25 protein-coding genes are annotated in these 24,825 nt (G+C 76.2%); 11 read left to right on the top strand and 14 right to left on the bottom strand.

The features are described from left to right. From ACIQBJ_RS15805 to ACIQBJ_RS15790, 4 genes are all read left to right on the top strand, one after another. A complete protein-coding gene (locus tag ACIQBJ_RS15805; RefSeq protein WP_400709334.1) occupies window positions 1–975 on the top strand; it encodes a Gfo/Idh/MocA family oxidoreductase in 975 nt (324 codons plus the stop codon). Further along, complete coding sequence (locus ACIQBJ_RS15800) at window positions 972–2,000, top strand: aldo/keto reductase (RefSeq protein WP_400709331.1); 1,029 nt, start codon at window positions 972–974, stop codon at window positions 1,998–2,000. The genes ACIQBJ_RS15805 and ACIQBJ_RS15800 overlap by 4 nt, the downstream gene beginning before the upstream one ends. Window positions 2,001–2,090: 90 nt before the next feature. Next, on the top strand, window positions 2,091–2,681 hold the full coding sequence (locus ACIQBJ_RS15795; RefSeq protein ID WP_400709328.1) for a hypothetical protein: 591 nt from the start codon (window positions 2,091–2,093) through the stop codon (window positions 2,679–2,681). 85 nt (window positions 2,682–2,766) lie between these two features. After that, window positions 2,767–3,429 (top strand): LuxR C-terminal-related transcriptional regulator, encoded by a 663-nt coding sequence (locus ACIQBJ_RS15790; protein WP_400709325.1) that lies wholly within the window; start codon window positions 2,767–2,769, stop codon window positions 3,427–3,429. Between the two features lie 62 nt (window positions 3,430–3,491). On the opposite strand, the gene ACIQBJ_RS15785 is transcribed toward ACIQBJ_RS15790, so the two are convergent. The 3 genes from ACIQBJ_RS15785 to ACIQBJ_RS15775 all read right to left on the bottom strand — a co-directional run bounded on the left by ACIQBJ_RS15785 (window position 3,492) and on the right by ACIQBJ_RS15775 (window position 7,012). Beyond that, complete coding sequence (locus ACIQBJ_RS15785; protein WP_400709322.1) at window positions 3,492–4,721, bottom strand: sensor domain-containing protein; 1,230 nt, start codon at window positions 4,719–4,721, stop codon at window positions 3,492–3,494. A 43-nt stretch (window positions 4,722–4,764) separates the two neighbouring features. Beyond that, the gene (locus ACIQBJ_RS15780) at window positions 4,765–6,144 is read right to left on the bottom strand and encodes an FtsX-like permease family protein (protein ID WP_400709319.1); all 1,380 of its coding nucleotides are present in this window, start codon (window positions 6,142–6,144) and stop codon (window positions 4,765–4,767) included. A gap of 100 nt (window positions 6,145–6,244) precedes the next feature. Next, window positions 6,245–7,012, bottom strand: coding sequence for an ABC transporter ATP-binding protein (locus ACIQBJ_RS15775; RefSeq protein WP_400709316.1), 768 nt, complete (start codon window positions 7,010–7,012; stop codon window positions 6,245–6,247). A 494-nt stretch (window positions 7,013–7,506) separates the two neighbouring features. Here ACIQBJ_RS15775 and ACIQBJ_RS15770 point away from each other — a divergent pair, with 494 nt between their 5' ends. Continuing rightward, entirely contained in the window at window positions 7,507–7,869 is a 363-nt protein-coding gene (locus ACIQBJ_RS15770) for a hypothetical protein (protein ID WP_400709313.1), read from the top strand. Window positions 7,870–7,890: 21 nt separating this feature from the next. Here the strand turns inward: ACIQBJ_RS15770 and ACIQBJ_RS15765 are convergent, their stop codons facing one another. The 7 genes from ACIQBJ_RS15765 to ACIQBJ_RS15735 are packed head-to-tail and all read right to left on the bottom strand — an operon-like array spanning window position 7,891 to window position 15,544. Then, window positions 7,891–8,349, bottom strand: a complete 459-nt coding sequence (locus ACIQBJ_RS15765) for a DUF3237 domain-containing protein (RefSeq protein ID WP_400709310.1) — start codon at window positions 8,347–8,349, stop codon at window positions 7,891–7,893. Beyond that, a complete protein-coding gene (locus tag ACIQBJ_RS15760; RefSeq protein ID WP_400709307.1) occupies window positions 8,346–9,137 on the bottom strand; it encodes an ABC transporter ATP-binding protein in 792 nt (263 codons plus the stop codon). The genes ACIQBJ_RS15765 and ACIQBJ_RS15760 overlap by 4 nt, the downstream gene beginning before the upstream one ends. Further along, on the bottom strand, window positions 9,134–10,153 hold the full coding sequence (locus ACIQBJ_RS15755) for an ABC transporter ATP-binding protein (RefSeq protein ID WP_400709304.1): 1,020 nt from the start codon (window positions 10,151–10,153) through the stop codon (window positions 9,134–9,136). Before ACIQBJ_RS15755 ends, ACIQBJ_RS15760 begins: the two co-directional genes overlap by 4 nt. Continuing rightward, window positions 10,150–11,010: an ABC transporter permease gene (locus ACIQBJ_RS15750; protein WP_400709301.1), complete on the bottom strand. Its 861-nt coding sequence runs from the start codon at window positions 11,008–11,010 to the stop codon at window positions 10,150–10,152. The genes ACIQBJ_RS15755 and ACIQBJ_RS15750 overlap by 4 nt, the downstream gene beginning before the upstream one ends. Next, window positions 11,007–11,957 carry an ABC transporter permease gene (locus ACIQBJ_RS15745; RefSeq protein ID WP_400709298.1) on the bottom strand — a complete coding sequence of 317 codons (951 nt, stop codon included), beginning with the start codon at window positions 11,955–11,957 and terminating at the stop codon, window positions 11,007–11,009. The genes ACIQBJ_RS15750 and ACIQBJ_RS15745 overlap by 4 nt, the downstream gene beginning before the upstream one ends. Continuing rightward, complete coding sequence (locus tag ACIQBJ_RS15740; RefSeq protein ID WP_400709295.1) at window positions 11,954–13,621, bottom strand: ABC transporter substrate-binding protein; 1,668 nt, start codon at window positions 13,619–13,621, stop codon at window positions 11,954–11,956. The genes ACIQBJ_RS15745 and ACIQBJ_RS15740 overlap by 4 nt, the downstream gene beginning before the upstream one ends. A gap of 30 nt (window positions 13,622–13,651) precedes the next feature. Further along, window positions 13,652–15,544, bottom strand: coding sequence for a CocE/NonD family hydrolase (locus ACIQBJ_RS15735; protein WP_400709292.1), 1,893 nt, complete (start codon window positions 15,542–15,544; stop codon window positions 13,652–13,654). Between the two features lie 195 nt (window positions 15,545–15,739). Here ACIQBJ_RS15735 and ACIQBJ_RS15730 point away from each other — a divergent pair, with 195 nt between their 5' ends. The 3 genes from ACIQBJ_RS15730 to ACIQBJ_RS15720 all read left to right on the top strand — a co-directional run bounded on the left by ACIQBJ_RS15730 (window position 15,740) and on the right by ACIQBJ_RS15720 (window position 19,112). Beyond that, window positions 15,740–16,315, top strand: a complete 576-nt coding sequence (locus ACIQBJ_RS15730; protein WP_400709289.1) for a TetR/AcrR family transcriptional regulator — start codon at window positions 15,740–15,742, stop codon at window positions 16,313–16,315. Between the two features lie 132 nt (window positions 16,316–16,447). Beyond that, window positions 16,448–17,902, top strand: a complete 1,455-nt coding sequence (locus ACIQBJ_RS15725) for an amidase (RefSeq protein WP_400709286.1) — start codon at window positions 16,448–16,450, stop codon at window positions 17,900–17,902. A gap of 169 nt (window positions 17,903–18,071) precedes the next feature. After that, on the top strand, window positions 18,072–19,112 hold the full coding sequence (locus ACIQBJ_RS15720) for an NAD(P)-dependent alcohol dehydrogenase (protein ID WP_400709283.1): 1,041 nt from the start codon (window positions 18,072–18,074) through the stop codon (window positions 19,110–19,112). A gap of 127 nt (window positions 19,113–19,239) precedes the next feature. Here the strand turns inward: ACIQBJ_RS15720 and ACIQBJ_RS15715 are convergent, their stop codons facing one another. Genes ACIQBJ_RS15715 through ACIQBJ_RS15700 form a run of 4 tightly spaced genes read right to left on the bottom strand, consistent with a single transcriptional unit; the run spans window position 19,240 to window position 23,066 of the window. Then, window positions 19,240–19,695 carry a MaoC family dehydratase gene (locus tag ACIQBJ_RS15715; protein WP_400709280.1) on the bottom strand — a complete coding sequence of 152 codons (456 nt, stop codon included), beginning with the start codon at window positions 19,693–19,695 and terminating at the stop codon, window positions 19,240–19,242. 32 nt (window positions 19,696–19,727) lie between these two features. Next, window positions 19,728–21,215 (bottom strand): long-chain fatty acid--CoA ligase, encoded by a 1,488-nt coding sequence (locus ACIQBJ_RS15710; RefSeq protein ID WP_400709277.1) that lies wholly within the window; start codon window positions 21,213–21,215, stop codon window positions 19,728–19,730. 22 nt (window positions 21,216–21,237) lie between these two features. Next, window positions 21,238–22,113 carry an amidohydrolase family protein gene (locus tag ACIQBJ_RS15705; protein WP_400709274.1) on the bottom strand — a complete coding sequence of 292 codons (876 nt, stop codon included), beginning with the start codon at window positions 22,111–22,113 and terminating at the stop codon, window positions 21,238–21,240. Next, complete coding sequence (locus tag ACIQBJ_RS15700) at window positions 22,110–23,066, bottom strand: SDR family oxidoreductase (protein ID WP_400709271.1); 957 nt, start codon at window positions 23,064–23,066, stop codon at window positions 22,110–22,112. The genes ACIQBJ_RS15705 and ACIQBJ_RS15700 overlap by 4 nt, the downstream gene beginning before the upstream one ends. Before the next feature lie 71 nt (window positions 23,067–23,137). Between ACIQBJ_RS15700 and ACIQBJ_RS15695 the strand changes: the two genes are divergently transcribed. The 3 genes from ACIQBJ_RS15695 to ACIQBJ_RS15685 all read left to right on the top strand — a co-directional run bounded on the left by ACIQBJ_RS15695 (window position 23,138) and on the right by ACIQBJ_RS15685 (window position 24,801). Next, window positions 23,138–23,572 carry a MarR family winged helix-turn-helix transcriptional regulator gene (locus ACIQBJ_RS15695; RefSeq protein WP_400709268.1) on the top strand — a complete coding sequence of 145 codons (435 nt, stop codon included), beginning with the start codon at window positions 23,138–23,140 and terminating at the stop codon, window positions 23,570–23,572. A 69-nt stretch (window positions 23,573–23,641) separates the two neighbouring features. After that, window positions 23,642–24,571, top strand: a complete 930-nt coding sequence (locus ACIQBJ_RS15690; RefSeq protein ID WP_400709265.1) for an RNA polymerase sigma-70 factor — start codon at window positions 23,642–23,644, stop codon at window positions 24,569–24,571. After that, window positions 24,568–24,801: a hypothetical protein gene (locus ACIQBJ_RS15685; RefSeq protein WP_400709262.1), complete on the top strand. Its 234-nt coding sequence runs from the start codon at window positions 24,568–24,570 to the stop codon at window positions 24,799–24,801. Before ACIQBJ_RS15690 ends, ACIQBJ_RS15685 begins: the two co-directional genes overlap by 4 nt. Window positions 24,802–24,825 lie beyond the last annotated feature (24 nt).

Genomic DNA, 24,825 nt, shown 5'->3' with positions numbered 1-24,825 from the left:
ATGACCATCCAGCAGCCCCTGCGGATCGCCCTGGCGGGCGGCGGCGCGTTCGGCGCCAAGCACGCCGCCGCACTGCACCGGATCGAGGGCGTGGAGCTGGCCGCCGTGGTCTCCTCCTCGCTGGAGAGCTCGCGCCGGTTCGCCGCCGAGCAGCAGGTCGCGCGGGCCGCCGCCGACCTGGACGAGGTGCTGGCGATGGACGACGTGGACGCGGTGATCCTGGCGACGCCGACGCCGCTGCACGCCGCGCAGACCCGGGCCTGCCTGGCCGCGGGCAAGCACGTGCAGGTGGAGATCCCGGTCGCGGCCTCGCTGCCGGACGCCGAGGCGTGCGTCGCGGACGCCGAGCGGACCGGCCTGGTCGCCATGGCCGGGCACACCCGGCGCTTCAACCCCAGCCACCAGTGGGTGCACCGGCGGGTCCGGGCCGGGGAGTTCGCGCTCCAGCAGCTCGACGTGCAGACCTACTTCTTCCGCCGCTCCAACCTCAACGCGCTGGGCCAGCGGCGCAGTTGGACCGACCACCTGCTGTGGCACCACGCCGCGCACACCGTCGACCTGTTCGCGTACCAGACCGGCGCGCCGATCGTGCAGGCCAACGCGGTCCAGGGCCCGATCCACCCGGAGCTGGGCATCGCGATGGACATGTCGATCCAGTTGCGGGCCGCGACCGGGGCGATCTGCACCCTCTCGCTGTCCTTCAACAACGACGGCCCGCTGGGCACCTTCTTCCGCTACATCGGCGACACCGGCACCTACCTGGCTCGCTACGATGACCTGATGACCGGAGAAGAGGAACCGATCGACGTCAGCGGCATCGACGTCTCGCTGGACGGCATCGAACTGCAGGACCGCGAGTTCGTGGCGGCGATCCGCGAGGGCCGCGAACCCAACGCCTCGCTCGCCCAGGTGCTGCCCTGCTACCGCACCCTGGCCGATCTGGAGCGGCAGCTCGCCGCCCCGGTGCCCGCGTGACGGGCGCCCCCGCCGCCGGCCCGAACCGCGCCCCGCGCCGGCTCGGGCCGTTCGGCGTCCCGGCCGTCGGCCTCGGCTGCATGAACGTCAGCCACGCCTACGGCACCCCGCCCTCCGCCGAGGACGCGGCGAAGCTGCTGCTGACCGCGCTGGACGCGGGCGTCACGCTGTTCGACACCGCCGCGCTGTACGGCTTCGGCGCGAACGAGGAACTGGTCGGCAGGGTCCTCGGCCCGCACCGGGAGCGGATCGTGCTGTCCTCCAAGTGCGGCATGACGGGCGTGGACGGGCGGCGCGTCATCGACGGCCGGCCGGAGACGATCCGGCGCACCGCCGAGGAGTCGCTGACCCGGCTGCGCACCGACGTCATCGACCTGTACTACCTGCACCGCCTGGACCCGGCCGTCCCGGTCGAGGAGAGCGTCGGCGCGCTGGCCGACCTGGTCGCGGCGGGCAAGGTCCGCGCCATCGGGCTGTCCGAGGTGTCGGCGGCGACGCTGCGCCGGGCGCACGCGGTGCACCCGGTCGCGGCGCTGCAGAACGAGTACAGCCTGTGGACCCGCAACCCGGAGCGCGGCACCCTGGCGGCGGCCCGCGAACTGGGCGTCGCCCTGGTCGCGTTCAGCCCGGTCGGGCGCGGCTTCCTCACCGACGCCCCGCCGGACCCGGCGGCGCTCCCGGCGGGCGACATCCGGCGGGCGATGCCCCGGTTCGGCCCGGCCCACTACCCGGCGAACCTGGCGCTCCGTCAGGAGCTGGCCGGGCTGGCCCGCCCGGCCGGGCTGACGCTGCCCCAGCTGGCGCTGGCCTGGGTGCTGTCCCGGGGCGAGCACGTCATCGCCATTCCGGGCACCCGTTCGACGGCCCACCTGCGGGAGAACGTCTCCGTCCTGGACCTGGACGTTCCGGCCGAGGTCCTGGACGCCGCGGGCCGGGTGCTCTCCGACGCGACGGTGCACGGCGCGCGCTACGCCGAGGCGACCCTGCCGGAGATCGACACCGAGCGCTGCGGTGCGGCCGGCTGACGCCCGGCCCGCTCCCCGCCCCGCCGCCCGTCGTCGCCCCGGGGCATGATCGGACCGTTCGGCAACCGATCGATCGACGGGGGCGCGGCCGTGACCGGGAGCGCGGAGGGGCCGGAGCGCCTGCAGGACGGCCGGGCCGTCCTGCAGGCGCTCGAACGCGCCCTGGGCCGGAGGTTCTCCGAGAAGACCCCGCCGTGGGCGGACCTCGGCTCCCCCGTGATCGACCGCGGCGCGCACGCGATCTTCCCGCTGGCGGTGGCCCGGCTGCCGGAGGACGGCGCCGGTGCCGGTGCCGGGCCCCGGGGGCTGTCGGACGTCGAGCTGGCCCTGCGGCGCGACTTCGTCCACTTCCACGGCGGCGGCGGCATCCACCGGGAGCTGGACCTCGACCCGGAGGAGGGGTACGGCCGCGGGCTCGTCGACGCCGGGGCCCTGGTCGACGGGCCGCCCTGGTACTGCCTGTGGTCCGTCGAGCGCTTCGCCGCGGTGCTCGCGCGCTCGGCCGACCGGCGGGGCGGGTGGGAGACCCTGGCCCTGCACGTCATGCCGCTGGACTGGGTCCGCTACCGCCCGGTGAGCCCCGGCACCGCGCGCGAGGCGTCCCGCCACCGACGGATCGTCAGGGCGCGGGACGCCGCGGACGCGGCCTGGTCGTGGCCGCTCCCGGGCCCGGCGGGGTGAGCGCCCGCCCGGTTGTCCGCCCGGTGCCCGCCCGGTTGTCCGCCCGGTGTCCGTCCGGGGCCCGGCGGCGGGTCAGAATGGCGGGGTGACGGAGGAACGACTGCGCGTGGTGCTGGCCGAGGACTCGGCGGTGCTGCGGGACGGCATGGCCGAGCTGCTGACGGTGCGCGGCTGCGAGGTGGCGGCGGCCGTCGCCACGGCCGAGGAGTTGCTGGCGGCCGTGGCCGAACACCGCCCGCGGGCCGCGGTGGTGGACGTCCGGATGCCGCCGACGCACACCGACGAGGGCGTCCGGGCCGCGCTGCGGATCCGCGGGTCCTGGCCGGAGGTCGGCGTGCTGGTGTTCTCCCAGCACCTGGAGACCTCGTGGGTGACCCGGCTGCTGGCGGACGGCGCGGCGGGCGTCGGCTACCTGCTCAAGGAACGGGTGGCCCGGACCTCGGAGTTCGTGGACGCCCTGCACCGGGTCGCGGCGGGCGGCACCGCCCTCGACCCGGAGGTGGTCACCCACCTGATGCGGGCCCGGCGGCGCGGCGCGGTCGACGACCTGACGCCCCGTGAGCGGGAGGTGCTGGCCCTGATGGCGGAGGGCCGCTCCAACCGGGCGGTGGCCGAACGGCTCGCCGTCTCGGAACGCGCCGTGGAGAAGCACGTCGCCGCGGTGTTCGCGAAGTTCGGCCTGCTGGCGTCCCCCGCCGACAACCGGCGCGTCCTGGCCGTCCTCGCCTACCTCGCCGAGACGGGCTGACGGCCCGGCGCGCCACCCCGGGCCGCGCAGCGCACCTCCCGCGGGGGCGCTCCGCCGGGGGCTCAGAGCCGGAGCGGGAGTTCGGCGACGGCGGTGGTGGGGCCGCCGGGCGGGCTGGTGATCCGCAGCCGGCCGTCGATCGCGGCGAGGCGTTCGCGGAGGCCGCGCAGTCCGCTGCCGCCGTCCCGGCCCGGGGCTGCTCCGCCGTGGCCGTCGTCCCGGACGGTGAGCCGGACCAGGGGGCCGGTGGTGGTGACGGCGAGTCGGGCGGTGGTCGCGCCGCTGTGGCGGGTGATGTTGGTGAGGAGTTCGGCGGCGCAGTACCAGAGGGCCTGTTCGACCGCCTCGTCCGGGCGTTGCGGCAGGTCGAGGCTGAGCGTCACGGGGACGGCGCAGCCGGCCGCGAGGGCGGGGAGGGCTTCGGCGAGGCCGCCGTCGAGGCCGGTGGGGCGGAGTCCGCGGGTGAGGACGCGCAGTTCGGCGATGGTGTCGTCGGTCTGGGTGCGGGCGCGCCCGACCAGGGTGCGCAGCCGCGCCGGGTCGGGGCGCGGGTCGGCGAGGACGTCGTCGAGCAGGGAGAGCGTGATGGCGACGGCGACCAGCCGGGCCTGGGTGCCGTCGTGCAGGTCGCGTTCCAGGCTGCGGAGCCGGTCGCTGCCGGTGCTGAGCAGGGTGTGGCGGGCGGCTTCCAGGGCGCGGACCCGCTGGTCCGCCCGGCCCGGGCCGAGCAGGTGGCGGGCGAGCCGCCGGTTGGCCCCGGCGAGCAGTCGGACGGCGGGCGGGGCGAGGGCGAGGAGCAGCAGCCCGAGCGGCGGCGCGGCCAGGTCGGCGGGGCGGAGGGGGTGCGGCCCGTCCTCCAGCAGGCGGAGCCAGAGCGGGAACCCGAGGAGCCAGCCGGCGCCGAGCGGGAGCAGCGCGGCGACCGGGCCGAGCAGGCCGAGCGGCAGCCGCAGCAGCAGGTAGCCCAGGGCGCGCCAGGCGGCGGCGTCGGTGAGGGCGGCCCTGGTCCGGGCGGCGGCCCCGGCCGGCCGGCGGACGGGGCCCGGCCCGGGCACTTCGGTGCCGAGCAGGCGGGCGACCAGCCACCGGTGCGGTCGCCCCAGGGCCCGGGCCCCGGCCAGTTCGACGGCCACCAGGGGCAGCCCGAGCACCGTCAGCGACAGCAGTGCCCCGGCGTACAGCGCGGCCAGCGCGTACGCCCCGCCGAGCACCGCCACCGGTGCCCCGAGCAGGGCGAACACCCACTCCCCCGGCCGCACCGACCCGCGCACCGCCGCCGCCTTCCCCCGCACCACCGGCCCCCTGACGCCCGGCCACCCTCTCACTGCCCTGCTCTCATCCGCGCTCACCCCCTGCCGCCGCCGTCGCAGGCCCCCGCAGGGCGACGGCTGTTGCCGCCAGGGTGACGGGGACGGTCAGCAGGAGGGCTGCGGCGGCGATCCGGGCGCAGGTGGCGAGGGGGACGACGGGCAGGGGGGTGCCGGTGGTCGCGGTGCTGAAGGCGGTGGTCGCGGCGGCCGTGACGAGGGCGCCGAGCAGCAGGCCGACGGCGCTGGTCAGGACGGTTTCGACGGCGACCGCGCGCAGGACGTGCGGGCGGGTCGCGCCGACCATGCGGAGCAGGGCGAACTCGCGGCGGCGTTCGGCCGTCAGCGCGACCAGGGTGGTGAGGACGGCGATCGCGGCGAACCCGGCGAGCAGGCCGAGTTCGGTCTGGCGGAGCCAGCTGTCGGTGCCGGAGGTGGCGCCGTTCGCGGTGCCGGTGGTGCGGGCGGCGTGCCGGGCGGTGGCGGTCATCGTGGCCGTGGTCGCGCTGAGGCCGGTGAGCAGGGCGATCGGCACGACGGCGGCGGCGAGCCGGTGGGCGTGGCCGCGCCGGTTGGTGTCGGCGAGCCAGCCGGTGCCGGGGGCGGCGGCCCGGAGCAGGGCACCGAGCGGGGCGCCGGCCGGGCGGACCAGCAGCGGGCCGGCGAGGGCGGTGGCGGCCAGCAGGGCCAGAGTGCCGAGCAGGGTGGCCTGGGCGGATTTGTCGACCTCGGCGGCGGGCCTGGTCGCGGCGAGGCGCAGTAGCAGCACGCCGCCGGTGAGTGCGGCGGCGGCGGTGAGCAGCCGGACCGGGCCGGGGCGCGGTTCGGCCCCGGTGTGGGCGGTGAGTGCGGCGGCGGGGGCGGGGCGGGTGATCCGGCGGGCGGCGGCGGTCGCGGCGGCGGTGGCGAGCAGCAGGGCCACCGCGGTGGCGGCGGCGGTGGTGGGGGCGGTGCCGGTGATCCGGGCGTGCGGGGCGGCGAGGCCGCGCCGGCGGAGGCCGTCGAGGAAGGCGCGGGCGGCGGCGGTGCCGAGGAGGCCGCCGGGGGCGGCGACCGCGAGCACGACCAGGGCGCTCTGGGTCCGCAGCAGGCGGCGGACCTGCCGGGGCGTGGCGGCGACGGTGCGCAGCAGGGCGAGGTCCCGGCCCTGGTGGCGCAGGGCGAGGCCGAGGGTGTGCAGGGCGAGGAAGAACGCCACCAGGACGGTGATCTCGCCGAACGCCCCGGCGATCAGCGTGACGCCGGGCCCGTCGCCGGGCCGCCGTTCGGCGGCGGGGAGGCCGCGTTCGGAGCCGAGCAGGGCTCCGACGGCGGTGACGGCGGCGACGGCGAGCAGCAGTGCGGCGGCCGGTCCGGCGAATCCGGCGGGGCGGCGGCGCAGTTGCCCCCAGGCGAGTGCGACGGTCATGTTCCTTCTCCTCCTCGGTCTCCGGGCTTCCGGCCGGTGCCCGTGGTCGGTGTCGGCCCGGGTGTGCGGGGCTCCGTGCCGGCGGGTGCGGCGCGGGTGCTCATCGGGTGGTTCCGTCCAGTGCGCCGAGGGCGCGGGCGACCCGGTCGGCGGTGGGCCGGTCGAGTTCGTCGACCAGGAGGCCGTCGGCGAGCAGCAGGACGCGGTCGGCGTACGCGGCGGCGGCCGGGTCGTGGGTGACCATGACGCACGTCCGCCCGTCGTGGTCGACGCCGGTGCGGAGCAGGGTGAGGATCTCCCGGCCGGTGGCGCGGTCGAGGGCGCCGGTGGGTTCGTCGGCGAAGAGGAGCGGTGGTCGGGAGACCAGGGCGCGGGCGATGGCGACGCGCTGCTGCTGGCCGCCGGAGAGGGCGGCCGGGCGGCGGCGTTCGAGACCGGCCAGGCCGACCCGGGCGAGGGCCTCCCGGACGGGGGCCCGGCCGGGGCGTCGGCCGCCGAGGCGGCCGGGGAGTTCGACGTTCTGGGCGGCCGTCATGGCGGGCATCAGGTTGAAGGACTGGAAGACGAATCCGAGGTGGTCGCGGCGCAGCGCGGCGAGTCGGCGCTCGGGCAGGCCGGTGATCTCCGTGTCGCCCCAGCGGACCCGTCCGTGGTCGGGCCGGTCCAGGCCGGCCAGGCAGTGCAGCAGGGTGGTCTTGCCCGACCCGGACGGCCCCATCACGGCGGTGAAGGTGCCGGGGTCGAAGGCCGCCGTCACTCCGCGCAGCGCGGCGACCGCGCCGGGCCCGCGGCCGTACACGCGCCGCAGCCCTTCGGCCCGGGCCGCGGCCCCGGGCCGGGCCGTCGTCTCGATCGGCTTCTCGTTCATGCGGCCCATCGTGGCCCGGGCCGGCCTGCCGTTTCGATAGTGCCAACGCCCGTCTTCGGGGCGTGGAAACCCGCACCCCCGACCTGTACCGGGCCTCCGGGCACGGGCCACGGGACGGGCACGGGCCGGGCACGGGACGCACGGGCCACGAGCCGGGCACGGGACGCCGCCCGGAGGGCGGCGGGCGGAGGGCGGCGGGCGGAGGGCGGCGGACGGCGGTTCGGCGGGCGGCGGTTCGGCGGGCGGCGGTTCGGCGCCGGGGCCACGGACCCGCCACCGGAACCGACCGCGGGCCGCCGCCGCCCCGGGCGAAGAGCCGGGTACGGGCCGCCGCCTCCGTGGGCGCGGGGCCGGCGGCCGTCCGGTGGTCGGCGGTCGGCGGTCGGCGGTCGGTGGTCGGCGGTCGGCGGTCGGGTCCGCGGTGCTTCCCCGGCGGGGCGGGCTGCACTACTGTTCGGTAACATGCTGCGCCGCCGAGCCCACCTGGAGAGCCGATGACCGCCGACCGTTCCGCCCGACTGCTGGGCGGGCTGCTGCTGGGCGCGGGGGTCGCGCACTTCGTCGCGCCGGGGCCGTTCGACGCGATCGTGCCGCGCAGCCTGCCGGGCCCGCCCCGGGCCTGGACCAAGGCGAGCGGGGTGGCCGAACTGGCCGTCGGGGCCGCCGTCCTGCTGCCGTCGACCCGCCGCCACGGCGCGCTCGCCGCGGCCGGCCTGTTCGCCGCCGTCTTCCCCGCCAACGTGAAGATGGCCTACGACTGGCGCCACCGCCCGGCCCCGCTGCGCGCCGCCGCGCTGGCCCGCCTCCCCCTCCAGGCCCCGCTGATCGCCTGGGCCCTGAAGGTCTCCCGGGGCTGACCCGGGGCTGACCCAGGGCGCTCAGCGCAGGGCGTAGACGCGGATGACGACGGTGCGTTCCTCGTTCTCGGGGCGGGCCAGGCCGACGAAGACGGTCTCGGCGAGCCGGCGGTGGGCGGGGGCGTCGGTGCGGAAGACCGGTGCGGTGCGGTAGTAGACGCCCTGTTCGGCGGTCCGCAGGCCGTCCTCGTACTGGTCGGGGCAGTCGGGGCCGAGCCGGTAGTAGCCGCGGTTGACGATGTCGATGACGCTGCCGTCCTCGGCGCGCAGCAGGTAGCGGGCATCGAGCTGGCAGACCTCGCCGCGGGTGCTGCTCCAGTCGCCGCCGCCGGGCAGCACGGTGCCGGTGAGCAGCGGGCCGGCGACGGTGCCGCCGGTGATGGGGGTGAATTCGACGGTCTCGCCGTCGCCGTGGCCGATGTGCAGGCTCGGGGCGAGGTCGGCGCGGATCTCGAAGGCGAAGTCGAGGTGCGGGCTCATCGGGGGTCGGCCTTTCGGGCGGGCTTCCAGCCGGGGCGGGGGACGGAGTCGACCAGGGTGCGGGTGTAGGGGTGCTGCGGGTCGGTCAGGACGTCGGCGGAGCGCCCGGACTCGACGATCCGGCCGTGCCGCATGACGACCACGTCCTCGCAGAGGAACGGGACGATGCCGAGGTCGTGGGTGATGAACAGGTAGGCGATCGGGCGCCGGGCGCGGATGCGGACCAGCAGGTTGACGATCTGGGCCTGCACGGAGACGTCGAGCGCGGCGACCGCCTCGTCCAGGACCAGCAGGCGCGGGGAGACGGCGAGCGCCCGGGCGATCGCGGCGCGCTGCCGCTGCCCGCCGGAGAGGGTGCGGGGGCGGGAGCGGGCCTGCCGGGTGTCCAGGCCGACCTGGTCGAGGAGTTCGTCGCGGCGGGCTTCGAGCGCGGCGCCGCGCAGCGGGGTGTGCAGGGCGAGGGCCTCGGCGACGGCGTCGCCGATCCGCTGGTGGCGGTCGAGCGAGGTGGCCGGGTCCTGGAAGACCAGTTGGGCCCGGCGGGCGTGCGCGAGCCGTTCCGCGGGGCGGGCCCGGGGGCCGGGCGGCGGGGCGCCGTCGAGGCTGATCCGGCCGCTGTCGGGGGTCTCCAGGCCGGTGATCAGGCGGGCGGTGGTGGTCTTGCCGGAGCCGGACTCGCCGACCACGGCGAGTGCCTGACCGGGCATCAGGCGCAGCGAGACGCCGTCGACGGCGGTGTGGTCGCCGTAGCGCTTGGTGAGGTTCTCGACCTCCAGCAGGGCCTTCACGGGGTGTCCCCTTCCTGTGGCCGGGCAGTGCCGTCGGGGTGGACGGGGTGGACGGGGTGGACGGGGTGGTGGCAGGCGGCGCGGCCGTCGGCGAGCGGGCGCGGGGTGGGCGGTTCGGTGCGGCAGCGGGTGTCGGCGGCGGCGCAGCGCGGGGCGAACGGGCAGCCGGGCCCGGCCTCGGCGGCGGACAGCGGGCGGCCCTCGACGGCGCGCAGCGCGGCGCCGGGGACGGTGGGGTCGGGGCGGGAGGCGAGCAGGGCGCGGGTGTAGGGGTGGGCGGCCCCGGCGGCCAGGCGTCCGGCGGGGAGTTCCTCGACCAGGGTTCCGGCGTACAGGACGGCGATGCGGTCGCAGACGGCGGTGGCGAGGGCGAGGTCGTGGGTGATGAACAGCAGGGCGAGGCGGTGGCGTTCGCGGGCCTCGGCGATGACGGCCATGACTTCGGCCTGGGTGGTGACGTCGAGGGCGGTGGTGGGTTCGTCGGCGAGCAGCAGCCGGGGTTCGGCGGCGAGCGCGGCGGCGATCATGACGCGTTGCAGCAGGCCGCCGGAGAGTTCGGCGGGGTACTGGCGCAGCCGGCGCGGGGCGTCGGCGACGTGCACCTCGTCGAGCAGGGCGGTGGCGCGGGCCTCGGCGGCGGCCCGGTCGAGGCCGCGGACGGCGACGAGCGCCTCGGTGAGGAAGTCGCCGACGGTGCGCAGCGGGTTGATGTGGGCGCGCGGGTCCTGGAAGACCATGGCGGCGGTGGTGCGGCGCAGGGCGCGCAGGGCGGGCGGGCGCATGGCGGGGACGGAGGCGCCGTCGACCCGGACGTCGCCCTCGATCCGGGCGCCGGGCGGGAGCAGGCCGAGCACGGTGCGGGCGGTGAGGGACTTGCCGGAGCCGGACTCGCCGACGAGTCCGACGGCGCCGCCGGCGGGCAGGGCGAGGTCGACGCGGTGGATGACGGTGCGCCGGGTGCCGTGCGGGCCGGGCAGGGTGACGCGCAGGGCGTCGAACTCGAGCAGGTGGTTCATGCGGGGTCTCCGGCGAGGCGCTGGGCGAGCTGGTTGCCGAGCAGTCCGCAGGCGACGGTGAACAGCACGATCGCGGCTCCGGCGGCCAGGGACTGTTCGGGGCGGCCGGCCAGGATGCCGGGGGCGCCCTGGGCGACCATCAGGCCCCATTCGGCGGTGGGGGGTTGGGCGCCGAGTCCGATGAAGGAGAACGCGGCGATGTCGAGCAGGGTGTAGCCGAACGCGGTGGCGGTCTGCACCAGGACCAGCGGGGCGAGGTTGGGCAGCAGGTGGCGCAGGCAGCTGCGGGCGCCGCCGAGGCCGAGCAGCCGCAGCGCAGCGAGGTAGGGCAGTTGCCGTTCGCGCAGGGCGCTGCCGCGCACGACGCGGGCGACGTAGGGCAGGTAGGCGACGGTGAGGGTGAGGACGGCGACGGGCAGTCCGGCGCCGAACAGGGCGGCGCCGACGACGGCGAGGACGAGGCCGGGGAAGCCGAAGACCACGTCGAGGGCGGCGGTGACGGCGCGGTCCCACCAGCCGCCGAACCAGGCGGCGCTGACGGCGAGGGCGGTGCCGATCGCCCCGGCGGCGAGGGTGACGGCGAGCGGGGCGAGCAGGCTGGGCCGGGCCCCGTACAGCAGGCGGGAGAGGAGGTCGCGGCCGGTGTCGTCGGTGCCGAGCCAGTGCGCGGGGCTCGCGGCCTGCGAGACGGCGAACGGGTCGACGGCGTCGGGGTCGTAGGGGGCGATCAGCGGGGCGAGGGCGGCGGCGAGCACGACCAGGGCGACGACCGTCCCGGCGAGCAGCAGGGTGGTCCGGCCGCGCAGCACCCGGCGCGGGGTGCGCCGGACCAGGGCGGCGAGTTGCAGGGTGGTCATGCGGCGCCTCCGACGGGCGTGCGGTGGTCGAGCGCGGCGCTCGCCACGTCCACGGCGGTGTTGACGAGGGCGAAGGCGGTGACGGTGAGCAGGGCGAGGGCCTGGACGACGGCGAGGTCCTGGCGGGCGGCGCTCTGCACGAGCAGGGCGCCGACGCCGTTGAGGCCGAAGGTCTGCTCGACGACGGAGCTGCCGGCGATCAGTCCGGCGACGGAGACGCCGGCCACCGACAGGATGGGGCCGGAGGCGTTGCGCAGGACGTGCCGGCGGATCACCAGCCGTTCGGGGATGCCGCGGCTGCGCGCGGTCTGGACGTGTTCGGAGCCCTGTTCGGCGTGCACGGCGGCGCGGGTGACCTGGGCGACGTAGGCGAGCCAGGACGCGGCGAGGGCGAGCGCGGGCAGGGTGAGGTGGCGCAGCCGGTCGGCGGGGCCGGTGCCGGTGCCGTAGGCGGGGAACCAGCCGAGGCGGACGGCGAACAGCCAGATCAGCAGGACGGCGGAGACGAAGGTGGGGACGGCCATCAGGGTGCCGGTGGCGGCGGTGACGGCGGTGGCGACCTTGCCGCCGCGCAGGCCGGCCAGGGTGCCGGCGGCGATGCCGAGCAGCAGGATCAGCGCGGCGGCGTAGCCGATCAGCAGGGCGGTGGTGCCGATCCGGCTGCCGATCAGGTGGGCGACGGAGTCGTGGTAGGCGAGCGAGGTGCCGGCGTCGCCGTGCAGCATGCCGGTGAGCCAGCGCCCGTACTGGGTGAGGAAGGGGTCGTCGAGGTGGTGCTCGCGGTGGATCTGCGCGAGCAGTTCGGCGCTGGGGGGTTTGCCGCCGCCGACCAGCAGGGTGGCGGGGTCGCCGGGGGCGAGGAAGAGGCCACCGAAGACGGCGAGGCTGGCGATCAGCAGGGTGGCGGCCAGGCCGAGGGCCCGGCGGCCGAGGTAGCGGAGCATCATCGGGTGCCGCCGAGGTACGCGGCCCAGGGCATGTTGATGTAGGCGAAGCCGGCGGGGGCGCCGCTGAGCCGCTTGTTGAGGAACATCCGCTCGTCGGGGGCGACCAGCGGGACGACCGGCAGGTCCTGCACGAAGGCGGCCTGGGCCTGGTTGAAGGCTTCGGCGGCCCGGACGGGGTCGGTGCTGGCCCGGGCTTCGGCGAGCTTGCCGGTGACGGTGTCGTTGCGGTACTTCACCCAGTTGAACAGCGAGCCGGGGTCGGTCATCTGCTGGACGTAGGAGGCGGGGTCGGGGAGTTCGACGTAGCCGAGCACGATGACGGCGTCCAGGCCCTGGCGGAGCGTCGGGTCGTAGAACAGGCCGGACAGCTGGGTGGGCTGGAGCTGCTCGATCTGGACGTCCAGGCCGATCTTCTTGGCGGCGGCCTGCAGGAAGGTCAGGGTCTGCAGGGACTGCTGGTCGCCGGCGGCGGTGGCGACGGTGAGGCTGAGGCGGCCGTTGAAGGCGCCGGCCAGGGTGTCGCGGGCCTTGTCGAGGTCGACGGCGGGCGGTTCGGGGAGCGCGTCGTAGCCGCGGGCGTAGACCTCGGCGGCGGGGTCGTGCGCGCGGACCAGGGCGGGGACGAAGGTCTTGAGCTTCTGCGCGGCGCCGTCGTAGACGTTGCGGATCAGCGCGTCGCGGTCGAGCAGCAGCTGCAGGGCCTCGACCATGCGGTGGTCGGCGAGCGGCGAGTCGGGGCCGGTGGGGGTGAGGAAGACGGTCTGCGCGGAGGGGCCGCGGTAGAGGGTGCCGGCCTTGCTGCCGGCCAGGGCGCGGGCGGTGGCGGTGTTGATCTCGTAGGAGCCGTCGACCTCGCCGGAGAGCAGGGCGCCGGTCAGGGTGGACCCGTCGGTGATGAACCGGAAGGTCAGCTCCTTGACCTTGGGGGTGAGTTGCTTGTCCCAGTAGGCGTCGTTGCGGCGGACGGTGATCGACTCGCCGGCCTTCCACTCCCCCAGGGTGAACGGCCCGGTGCACATCAGGCCGCCGGCGGCGGTGCCGTAGCCGGCTCCGGCCCCGGCCAGGTAGGAGGCTTCGCCGACGGCGCCGAAGCCGTTGGTGAGGGCCTTCACGAACAGCTGGTCGGGCTGCTTGAACCGGACGGTGACCCGGTGGGCGCCGTCGGCGGCGATCGCGGTGACGTTGCGCAGCGCGTCGGCGTTGACGCTGCGGGTGGCGGGGTCCTGCTGGCGGCGCAGGCTCGCGACGACGTCGGCGGAGGTCATCGGGTTGCCGTCCCAGAACGTCACGTCCTCGCGCAGGTCGAGCACCAGCGTGGTGGGGTCGCTCCAGGTCCACCGGGTGGCCAGGCCGGGGCCGTAGGTGTAGTCGGCCTTCAGACGCAGCAGCGGTTCGCACAGGTTGGAGACGACGGTGCTGGGCGAGTAGTCGCCGGCCTTGGCGGGGTCGAGGCCGAGCGGTTCGCCGGTGGGCAGGTTCCAGGTGACGTGGTCGAGTTCGCCGGTGGCGGCGGGGGTGAACTCGGTGAGCGCCAGGGTGCTGGAGACGCCCGCGTTGCCGCCGCCCTGCGAGGTGCAGGCGGTGGTGAGCGCGAGGGCGGCGGCGAGCGTGACGGCGCCGGCGGCTCTGCGGGTCGTGGCGGCGGTGCGGGGAGCGCGGTGCATGGGGGAGCTCCTGAAGGGGGTGAGGGCGGGTCAGCGGGCTTCGGCGGGCAGGACGGTGAGGGTCAGCCGGGACGGCGTGGCGCCGCCGCTGGTGAGGGTGTGGACGGCGGGGCGGACCTCGGTGGCGGTCCACGGGTTGTCGCCGGTGCCGGTGGCGGTCAGGAACAGCGGGAAGTCGGAGGCGGCGACCAGCAGCAGCAGGCGGTGTCCGGCGCGCAGCCGGTAGCCGGTGTGGGCGAGGTCGAGGTGGAGCAGTCCGCCGGCGGTGGCCTGGACCTGGCCGCGGACGATCAGGCGGGCGGTGCCGTCGGGGGCGAGGTCGGCGAGCCGGGCGAACACGTCGAACACCGGGGCGTCGGCGGTGACGTGCAGTTCGGCGCCGACCGGGCCGGCCAGGTCGAGCGGGTGGTCGAGCGGGTCGCCGGTGAAGGCGAGCACGTCGGGGCGGTCGGCGAGCGGGGCCAGGTCGGGGTGGGTCTGCAGGTAGGCGAAGGAGTTGTCGACCAGCGACGGGACGGGCGCGTCGGGGTCGTGCGTCCACACGGCGCGCTCCTCGCCCTCCGCCGGGACGCCCTCCGGCAGCGTGGCCGCGCCCGGGGCGACCGCGCCCGGGGCGTCCACGGCCGGGGCGACCGCGCCCGGGGCGTCCACGGCCGGGGCGTCCACGGCCGGGGCGTCCACGGCCGGGGCGACCGCGCCCGGGGCGACCGCGCCCGGGGCGACCGCGCCCGGGGCGACCGCGCCCGGGGCGACCGCGCCCGGGGCGACCGCGCCCGGGGCGTCCTCGGCGACCAGGCCGCCGCCGGGCAGCGGGCCGCCGGCCCGGGCGGCGCCGGTGAGGCGGAGCGTCAGCGGGCGGGCCCCGGGCGGCGGCCAGCTCGGCGCGGTGCGCCAGCCGGCGTGCCCCAGCTCCCAGCGGACCTTGGGGAGGTCGGCGGCCGGCCGGCTGCCCTTGAGGAAGACGTCGAGGAAGTCGGCGGCGGGGCCGAGGTAGCCGTCGAGCATCCGCTCCAGGGCCCGTTCGTCCTCGGCGTGGTCGTCGGCGGGGGCGACGGGGGCGAGGTCGAGCCGGTAGTTCTCGTGGTCGACGGCCCCGGCCCACAGGTACTGGACGGCGTCCCACTCGGGCCGGGCGGCCAGTTCCCGGTAGTCGGCGAGGTGGGCGCGGACGATGTTGTCGTACCAGCCGACGCAGTGCAGCACCGGGACGGGGCGGGCGTCGAAGGGGTGCAGTCCGAACTGGGTGCACAGGTCGACCCGGTGCGGCGCCAGCAGGGTGAACCAGGCGGAGCGCGCGCCGAGTTGGCGGAACGCCTGCTCGTAGGGGGCGATCGCGGGCCGGGCGGCCGGGTCGGCCAGGTACTCGTAGGTGTCGCGGCCGACCCAGTGGTGGGCGAAGTAGCCGATGCCCTCGCGCCAGGGCGGGGGCGGCAGGTCACGGCCGCCGTCGCGGAACATCGCGTTGAAGTCGGCGGCGGTGACCCGGGGCACGACGGCCCGCAGCGCGGGGTGCTGGGCGGCGACGGCGGCCCACTGGGTGAAGCCGTAGTAGGAGTCGCCGAACATTCCGACCCGGCCGTTGGACCAGGGCTGCCGGGTGATCCACTCGATGGTGTCGTGGCCGTCGGCGGACTCGTGGACGAACGGCAGCGTCTCGCCCTCGGAGCGGAACTTGCCGCGCACGTCCTGCACGACGACGGCGTAGCCGCGGGCGGTGAGCCGCTGCGCGATCCGGTCGGTGAACACGTAGCGGCTGTTCTTGTCGTACGGCAGCCGGATCAGCACGGCGGGCCACGCCGGGCCGTCGGCCCCGGGCAGGTGCACGTCGGTGGCGAGGTGGACGCCGTCGCGGACCCGGACGCGGTGCTCGCGGGCCTGCGGGGGGACGGGTGCGGGGACGACCCGTTCGATGGAGAGGGGCATGGGGGTGTCGCTCCAGCCTGGGAGGGCGCGGCGGGGAGGGGCGCGGCGGCAGGGTGCGCAACGGGCGGACGCGTACGGGGGCCGGGGCCGGTGGCCGGGCGTCGCAGCGTCATGCAACGGCGTTGTGCAACGTTGTTGTATGACAAGATTGCACCTGCCCGCCACCCGGTCAACACTTTGCGGAGGAGCACGCCGATGCCGATCGAGGTCGACCAGGAAGACCGACTGGCCCGGATCGCCGACGCCACCATCCAGGTCGCCCGCGAACGCGGCGTCCGCGCCGTCACCATCCGGGCGGTCGCCCAGCAGCTCGGCGGGTCCACCGCCATGATCACCAACTACCTGCCCAGCCGCTCCACCCTGATCGCCAACGCGCTGCGCCACGCCGAGCGCGACTGGTCGAAGGAGACCGAGGCGCTGCTCGCCGACCGCACCGGCCTGGACCGGGTGCTGGTGCTGGCCGAGTGGATGTGCACCACCGAGCGCGACGACGCGGTGATGCGCCGCCTGCTGGCCGAGATCGTCAGCGAGGGCGACGGCTCCGACGCCGCGGCCCTGGCCGCCGAACTGGCCCGGGACCACCGCGCCGCCCTCGGCGCGCTGCTCGCCGACGCCGGCCTCGCCGATCCCGCCGCCGCGGACCTGCTGCACCTGGTCTTCCGCGGCTACTGGCTCTCCACCCTGGAGGACCCGGCCCACTGGCCCGCGGCCCGCGGCGCGGCGGCGGCCCGCGCGGCGGTGCGCCTGCTGGCGGGCGGCGCGCCGGACTGAGCCGTCCCGGGCGCCGGGGGGCCTTGACTTCATCAAACGCTGTTGCATAACGTCGTTGCATCTGGTGCGTCCGCGCCATCCTCCGCCCCCTCCGCGCGCTCCGCCGGAGCGCGCGCCCCCGTAGAGGCGTTCATGGACAACTCCCTCCCCACCCAGCCGTGGCAGCTCACCGCCGTACAGGCCGCCGGGGCCGTGCGCGAGCGCACGCTCTCCGCCACCGAACTGGTGCGGTCCTGCCTGGACCGGATCGCCGCGGTCAACCCGACCGTCAACGCCCTCGCCGACCTCCGCCCGGACGAGGCGCTGGCCGCCGCCCGCGAGGCCGACCGCCGGACCGCGGCCGGCGAGGAGCTGGGCCCGCTGCACGGCGTGCCCACCTCCACGAAGATCAACACCGACCAGCGCGGCCACGCCAGTTCGCACGGCGTCACCGCGCTGGCCGGCACCCCCGCCGCCGAGGACGCGGCCTGCGTGGCCGCGCTGCGCGGGGCCGGCGCGGTGCTGCTGGGCCGGAGCAACGCGCCCGCGTTCTCCTACCGCTGGTTCAGCACCAACGACCTGCACGGCCGGACCCTCAACCCGTGGGCCCCCGACCGGACCCCGGGCGGCTCCAGCGGCGGCGCCGCGGCGGGCCTGGCCGCCGGGATGACCCCGCTCGCCCAGGGCAACGACATCGGCGGCTCGATCCGCTACCCCGCCGCCTGCTGCGGCGTGGTGGGCATCCGGCCGACCGTCGGCCGGGTCTCCAACTGGACGGCGCCCGCCTACGTGGACACCCCGGCGGGCCGTCAGCAGCTGGTGATGCCGATGACGGTGCAGTCCTGCGCGGTGGAGGGCCCGCTGGCCCGGACGGTCGCCGACGCCCGGCTCGCCCTGCACGTGATGAGCGCCCCCGACCTGCGCGACCCGGTCGGCGTCCCGGCCCTCCCGGACCGGCCCCGCCCGGACGGGCCGCCGGTGGTGACCGTGGTCCGCTCGATCGGCACCGTGCCCAACCACCCCGCCGTGGAGCGGGCGATCGACGAGGCGGTGCGCAAGCTCGCCGAGGCCGGCCACCGGATCGAGGAGGTCGACGGCCTGCCGCTGCTGGCCGAGGCGGCCCGGATCTGGTCGCTGCTGATCTACGAGGACTTCCGCCCGAGCATGCCGATGGTCGAGCAGATCGGCGACGAGGGCGTCCGCACCTCGCTGAAGCTCTCGTTCGCCGCGGCGGCCGAGGTCTGGGGCGCCGCCCCCTCGCTGGCGACCTACATCCACGGCTGGTCGCGGCGCGCCGCCCTGATCACCGAGCTCCAGCAGCTCCTGGGCCGCGAGCGCCTGCTGCTCACCCCGGTGAGCGCCGAGCCGCCGTTCGAGCAGGACGCCGACCTCGCCTCCCCGGAGCGCGCCGCCGAACTGGTCGCCGCGCAGTGGCCGATGGCGGCCGTCCCGATCCTGGGCTTCCCCGCCGCGACGGTGCCCGCCGCGCTGGTCGACGGCCTGCCGATGAGCGTCCAGCTGATCGGCGGACGCTTCGAGGAGGACCTCGTCCTGGACGCCGCCCAGGCGATCGAGGACCGCACCCCGCGCCTGGTCCCCGCCCTCTGAGAGCGGTCGCCGACGTACGGCCCCCGCCCGGTCGCCGGGCGGGGGCCGTACGTCCTGACGCCCCGTCACGCCCGGTGCGCCCGGGCGGGGTTGGCGGCCCGCCGGTCGGCGCGGGTACGCTGCGGGCCGCCCCGGAAGAGCACCCCGCACGGAACGAGGACACCTGCCCATGCGAGTGAACGCCTACGCCGCCCCCGCCGAAGGACTGCCGCTCGGCCCCACCACGGTGGAGCGCCGCCCGGTCGGGCCGGAGGACGTGCTGATCGCGGTGGAGTACGCCGGCATCTGCCACTCCGACATCCACACCGTGCGCGGCGAGTGGGGCCCGAAGCCGTACCCGCTCGTCCCGGGCCACGAGATCGTCGGGACGGTCGTGGAGGTCGGCCCGCGGGTGACGGCACACCGGGCGGGCGACCGGGTCGGGGTCGGCTGCATGGTCGGCTCCTGCGGGCGGTGCGCGCCCTGCGCGGGCGGCGACCAGCAGTACTGCGTGGACGGGCCGGTGTTCACCTACGGGTCCGCCGACCGCGACGGCCGCGCCACCCAGGGCGGCTACGCCACCCACCTGGTGGTGGACGCGGGCTTCGTGCTGTCCGTCCCGGCCGCGCTCGACCCGGCCGCCGCCGCGCCGCTGCTGTGCGCGGGCATCACCACCTACGCGCCGCTGCGGCGCTGGGGCGCGGGGCCCGGCCGCCGGGTCGCGGTGGTCGGCCTCGGCGGCCTCGGCCACCTGGCGGTCAAGCTCGCCCACGCGCTGGGCGCCGAGGTCACGGTGCTCTCCCGGTCGCCGAAGAAGCAGGAGGACGCGCGGCGGCTCGGCGCCGACCACTGGTTCGACGGCTCCGACCCCGCCGCCTTCGCCGAACTCGCCGGCCGCTTCGACCTGATCGTCAACACCGTCAGCGCCGACCTGGACACCAACGCCCTGCTCGGCCTGCTCACCCTGGACGGCGTCCTCGCCAACGTCGGCGCCGCCCCCGGCCCGATGCAGGTCGACGGCCACCGGCTGGGCAGCGCCCGGCGCGTCCTGACCGGCTCGATGATCGGCGGCATCCCGCAGACCCAGGAGATGCTGGACTTCTGCGCCGCCCACGGCATCGCCGCCGACGTCGAACTGATCCCGGCCGAACACATCAACGCGGCCTACGAACGCGTCCTGGCCTCCGACGTCCACTACCGCTTCGTCATCGACGCCGCCACCTTCGCCTGACACCCCCGCCGGACCTGCGGCCCCGCGCACGTCCGCCCCGGCCGCCACGGGGGGCGGCCGGGGTCGGGCCGGGGGGCCGGGGGGCCGGGGGGCCGGGGGGGCCGGGGGGCCGGGGGCCGGCGCGCCGTCAGGCGTAGAAGCGCGAGATGCTCTGCAGCACGGCGGCGGGCTTGGCCGCGCCCTCGATCTCGACGGTGCCGTCGACGGTGATCTGGAGGCCGCCGGGGACCTCCTCGACCTCGGCGAGGCGGGCGACCAGGCGGATCCGGGAGCCGGCCTTGACCGGCGCGGGGAAGCGGACCTTGTTGAGCCCGTAGTTGACCTTGGTGCGGACGCCCTCGACCTCCAGCAGTTCGGTGAACAGCGGGATGAACAGCGAGAGCGTCAGGTGGCCGTGCGCGACGGGCGCGCCGAACGGGCCGGCCGCGGCGCGCCCGGGGTCGGTGTGGATCCACTGGTGGTCGTCGGTGGCGTCGGCGAAGGTGTCGATGCGCTGCTGGGTGACGTCGAGCCAGCTGCTGGCGCCGAGGTCGGTGCCGGCCAGGGCCTTGAGGGCGTCGAGTCCGTTGACGGTGCGGGCCATGGGAGGGTGCCTTTCCTGGGGGTGAGCGGTGGTCAGCTGCCGTGCCGGGCACGGAGCCGGTGCTTGAGGATCTTTCCGGTGGCGGTGCGCGGGAGTTCGTCGGCGAGCAGCACCGTGCGGGGGAGCTTGTACTTGGCGAGGACGCCGGCCAGCGCGGCCAGCAGGGCGTCCGGGTCGAGCACCGTGCCGGGCGCGGGGACGACGACGGCGCGGCCGACCTCGCCCCACTTGGGGTCGGGGACGCCGAAGACGGCGCACTCGGCGACGCCGGGCAGGGCCAGCAGGGCGTCCTCCACCTCGGCCGGGTACACGTTCTCGCCGCCGGAGATGTACATGTCCTTGATCCGGTCGGCGACGGTGAGGTAGCCGTCGTGGTCGGCGCGGGCGGCGTCGCCGCTGCGGAACCAGCCGTCCCGGAAGGCCGCGGCGGTGGCCTCGGGCAGGCCCCAGTAGCCGGGGCCGACGTGCGGGCCGTCGACCAGGACCTCGCCGATCTCGCCGACGCCGGCCTCCCGGCCGTCGGGGGTGTGCAGCCGCACGTCGGTGAAGAAGTGCGGGACGCCCGCGCTGCCGGCCTTGGCGACGGCGTGTTCGGCGTCCAGCAGGAGCACGCCGGGGCCGGTCTCGGTCATGCCGTAGCCCTGGAGGAAGGTGAGGCCGCGGCGCAGGTAGGTGTCGATCAGGGGGGTGGGGACGGGTGCGCCGCCGCAGTTGAGGACGCGCAGGCTGCTCAGGTCGGCGTCGGCCCAGCCGGGTTGGCGGGCCATCAGGTCGTACATGGTGGGGACGCCGAACATGCAGGTGACGCGCTCGCGGGCGATCAGTTCCAGGGTGCCGGCCGGGTCGAAGGACTCGACCAGGTGGCAGGCGCCGCCCTTGAGCAGCACCGGGAGGGTGAGCATGTTGAGGCCGGCGGTGTGGAACAGCGGGGCGGAGACCAGGGCGACCTCGTCGGCGGTCAGGTCGGTGTCGACCAGCACGTTGTAGGCGTTCCAGGTCAGGTTGCCGTGGGTGAGCAGGGCGCCCTTGGGGCGGCCGGTGGTGCCCGAGGTGTACATGATCAGGCAGGTGTCGTCGAGGCCGACCGGTTCGTCGATCGGGGTGCTGTCGCCGCTGGCCAGCCAGGACTCGTACGGTTCGCCGGTCTCCACCACCAGCGGCACCGCGCCGGGCGGCACCAGGTCGGCGCAGGCCGGGGCGTGGATGAGCACCTTCGCCCCGCAGTCGTCGAGCTGGTGGGCGATCTCGGGGCGGGCCAGCCGGGTGTTGAGCGGGACGAAGAGCGCGCCGAGCAGTCCGGCGGCGAACAGCGTCTCCAGGAAGGCCGGGTGGTTGGGGCCGAGGTGGGCGATCCGGTCGCCGCGCCGGACGCCGGCGGTGCGCAGCGCGTGCGCCAGGCGGGTGGAGCGTTCGTGCAGCTCGGCGTAGCTGTGGCGGCGGCCCCGGTGGACGAGGGCGGTGCGGTGCGGGGTCTTCCGGGCGCGGCGGGCGGGCCAGGAGCCGATTCCCTGGTTGCGCATGGGGGTGTGACGACCTTTCAGCTCAGGGCCGGTCCAGGCCGAGCAGGCGGGCGGCGTTGTCCTTGAGGATCTTCGGCCGGACCTCGTCCTTGATCGGGAGCTGCGCGAAGTCGGCGAGCCAGCGGTCGGGGCTCAGGACGGGGTAGTCGGAGCCGAACAGCACCTTGTCCTTGAGCAGGGTGTTGGCGTACTGGACGAGCTGCGGCGGGAAGTACTTGGGGGACCAGCCGGAGAGGTCGATGTGCACGCCGGGCTTGTGGGTGGCGACGGCGAGCGCCTCGTCCTGCCAGGGGAAGGACGGGTGGGCCAGGATGATCTTCAGGTGCGGGAAGTCGGCGGCGACGTCGTCGACGTGCAGCGGGTTGGAGTACTTCAGCCGGATGCCGCCCCCGCCGGGGACGCCCGCGCCGATGCCGGTCTGGCCGGTGTGGAAGAGCGCGACGGTGCCGGTCTCCTCGATCAGCTCGTACAGGGGGTGGGCGAGCCGGTCGTTCGGGAAGAAGCCCTGGATGCTGGGGTGGAACTTGAAGCCCTTGACCCCGAACTCCTCGACCAGCCGCCGGGCCTGCCGGACGCCCGCCTTCCCGCGGAACGGGTCGATCGAGGCGAACGGGATCAGGACGTCGGCGTTGGCGGCGGCGGCCTCGGCGACCTCCTCGTTGGGCACGGGCGGGCGGCCGGTGGCGTGCTCGGCGTCGACGGTGAAGACCACGGCGGCCATCTTCCGCTCGCGGTAGTACGCGGCCATCTCGGGCAGGGTGGGCCTGCGGTGCGCGCCGTCGACCTTGAAGTAGCCGCTGGAGGCGTCGTTCAGCTCCTGGTCGAGCGAGGCGTGGCCGTGCGCGGAGACCTCGGCGTGGGTGTGGACGTCGATCGCGGTCAGCTCGGCGGGGTTCACTTCGCGCCCCCGGGGACGACCGGGGCGGGGATGCCGACGGACTGCGGCTCGCGGCCGACGGAGGTGGCCCAGGCGGCGGCGATCGCCTCCGGGGTCCAGCCGCCGTCGGCGTAGGCGGTGGCGACCTCCTGCGGGTGCGACCAGAGGGCGAGCTTGTCGCCGCCGATGCCGATGCACTGGCCGGTGACGCCGGCGGCGGCGTCGGAGGCGAGGAACGGGACGAGCGCGGCGCAGTCCTCGGCGGTGCCGAAGCCCTCGCCCTTGCGCAGGAAGTCGGGCAGCGGGGCGCCCTGCTTCATCGCCTCGATGTACGGGGCGAAGGCGGGGACGGTCTCGGTCATCGCGGTGGCGGCGATCGGGACGATCGCGTTGACGGTGATGCCGGCCCGGCCGAGCTCCATCGACCAGGTGCGGACCATGGCGGCGATGCCGGCCTTGGCGGCGGCGTAGTTGGTCTGGCCGAAGTTGCCGCGCTGCCCGGCCGGGGAGCCGACCATGATCAGCCGGCCGCCCTCGCCCTGTTCGCGCATCCGGACGGCGGCGGCCCGGGCGCAGGTGAAGGTGCCGCGCAGGTGGGTGGCGAGGACGTCGTCGAAGTCCTGGTCGGTCATCTTCCACAGCACCTTGTCGCGCAGGATGCCCGCGTTGGTGACCATCACGTCGAGCCGGCCGAAGGCGTCGACGGCCCGGTCGACCAGGGCCCGGGCGGCTTCGGCGGTGCCGACGGCGGCGGCCTGCGGGACGGCCCGGCCGCCCGCGGCGGTGATGGTCGCGGCGGCGGCCCCGGCGACCTCGGCGTCCAGGTCGTTGACCACGACGGCGGCGCCGGCGGCGGCCAGCGCGGTGGCGTAGGCGAGGCCGAGGCCGCGGCCGGAGCCGGTGACGACGGCGACCTTGCCGGTCAGGTCGAGGGGGCCGGGCTCGGCGGAGGAGGGTTCGTTGCTCATGACCATTGAAGCTAGGAACAATCATTGTTGATGTCAATGATTGTTCCGAACATCTTCGTTCTGGCATGATGACCCCCATGAGCGACGCCCCCTGGATGCACGGCATGCACGCCGACACCGGCTACCTGCTGTACCGGCTCGGCCTGCGTTCCGGCAGCCTGTTCAACGCCGCCTTGGAGCAGCACGGCCTGCGCCTGCGCCACCACGCGATCCTGCGCTACCTCGCCACCGTGGAGGGCGCCCGCCAGCGCGAGCTCGCCGACCGCCTCGGCTACGACCCGAGCGCGATCGTCAGCCTGCTCGACGACCTCCAGCGCCTGGGCATCGCCGAGCGCCGCCCCGACCCGGCCGACCGGCGCAGCCGCCTGGTGGTGCTCACCGAGGCGGGCCGCGAGCTGCTGCGCACCGCCGACCGGGACAGCCGCCGGGTCACCGAGCAGCTCCTCGAACCGCTCTCCCCCGCCGAACGCGCCACCCTCAACGAGCTGCTCCAGCGGATCGCCCCGCTCTGACGCGGCGTCGGCACCCGTTCCGGGCCCGCCCCTTGCCGGGCGGGCGCCCCCGGTGGCACCGTGGTTCCCGTGATCGACTCCGCCGCTCCGGGCTCCGGCGCCACCGCCCCCGCACCCGACGCCACCGAGGCGTTCACCGCGCACCGCGGGCTGCTGTTCGGCACCGCCTACCGGCTGCTCGGCAGCGTCGCCGACGCGGAGGACGTCCTGCAGGACGCCTGGATCAAGTGGGCCGCGGTGGACCGGAGCGGCGTCGACAACCCGCGCGCCTACCTGGTGCGCACCGTCACCAACCTGGCGCTGAACCGGCTGACGTCGGCCCGGGCCGTCCGGGAGGCGTACGTCGGGCCGTGGCTGCCCGAGCCGGTGCTCACCGACCCGGACGTCGCGGACGGGGCGGAGCTGGCCGACTCGGTGTCGACCGCGCTGCTGGTGGTGCTGGAGAGCCTGGGGCCGGTGGAGCGGGCGGTGTTCGTGCTGCGCGAGGCGTTCGGGTTCAGCCACGCGGAGATCGCCGGGTTCCTGGACCGCAGCGAGGCGACGGTGCGGCAGACCGCGCACCGGGCCCGCGCGCACGTCCGGGCCCGCCGCACCCGCTTCGACACCGACCCGCGGGCGCGCCGCGAGGTGACTGGCCGCTTCCTGTCCGCCTGCGCCGGCGGCGACCTGAACGCGATGCTCGAACTGCTCGCCCCGGACGTCACCGCCTGGTCCGACGGCGGCGGAAAGGTCACCGCCGCCCGCCGCCCGCTGCACGGCTCCGACGCGGTCGCCCGCTGGATGCTCGGCGTCCTCGCCAAGACCGAGGTCCGCGACATCGCCCGGCAGCCCGCCCACATCAACGGCGAGGAGGGCGTCCTGTTCACCGTGGCCGGCCTGCCCCTGGGCGCGCTCACCTTCGACCTCGCCGACGGCCTGATCCGCAACCTCCGCTTCCAGGTCAACCCGGACAAGCTCCGCGGCCTGCACCCGCACCCGACCGGGGAGCCCCCCGCATGACCCCCCGGCGGCAGCGCCGCCCCCGCCCGGCCACCCCGGCCCCGGCCGACGGAGCCCCGGCCGACGGAGCCCCGGCCTTCGACCTGGTCCGCCGCGGCTACGACCGCGCCCAGGTCGACGCCCACCTCGCCCTCCCGCCCGAGCGGCGCCCCCGCCCGGCCGCCTTCGACCTGGCCCGGATCGGCTACGACCGCACCCAGGTCGACCGGGCCCTGGCCACGGAGGACTGACCGGCCGTCAGGGGGCGGCGGGGG

This window comes from Kitasatospora sp. NPDC088391 (assembly GCF_044753345.1).
Taxonomy (GTDB): domain Bacteria; phylum Actinomycetota; class Actinomycetes; order Streptomycetales; family Streptomycetaceae; genus Kitasatospora.
The sequence above is the reverse complement of the archived record's forward strand: the minus strand, read 5'-3'. Positions and strand labels throughout refer to the sequence as shown.